Raw genomic sequence first — 455 nt, 5'->3', positions numbered from 1 at the left:
ATTTTCTCCTGAAAAAGTAAAAGAGAGTGATTTTATGCACTCTTCTTTCTAATGTTGTGTGCCAGGGCGTGTAATCCGAACTCTAATTCCACTTTTTCCAGTCCACGATGGGTAAATCTTTTAAAATTTCGATTGTGTTTGACATGAGCAAAGACCGGCTCAACATCGGCCGTTCGTTTTTTTAGCTTGGCTTGACCTATTTCAGATAAAAGATCCTCCCGTGCCTTTTGCTTGTAATGTTCCAGCGTATGGTTTCGCTCTACAACCCGCTTATTCTTTCCTTTAAAACAGGCACCCCTGATGGGACAGCCTGTACAATTCTTCGCCCTATACTTACTGTAGGTTTGCTTGTAACCTGATTTGGTGGTTTTCTTCCCTTCAGCTATTTTATCCATTCGTTGCCCTATTGGACATACGTAATAATCTTCCTTTTCATTGTAATGTAGCTGATCGCG

1 protein-coding gene is annotated in these 455 nt (G+C 41.1%); it reads right to left on the bottom strand.

All coding sequences use genetic code 11. The features are described from left to right. Positions 1–32: 32 nt before the first annotated feature. Positions 33–455: transposase (locus RM553_RS19625; RefSeq protein ID WP_311536655.1), on the bottom strand; the 423-nt coding region annotated here is incomplete at its 5' end.

Origin of the sequence: Autumnicola tepida (genome assembly GCF_031846485.1) — a bacterium.
In the GTDB taxonomy this organism is placed as follows: Bacteria; Bacteroidota; Bacteroidia; order Flavobacteriales; family Flavobacteriaceae; genus Autumnicola; species Autumnicola tepida.
The sequence above is the reverse complement of the archived record's forward strand: the minus strand, read 5'-3'. Positions and strand labels throughout refer to the sequence as shown.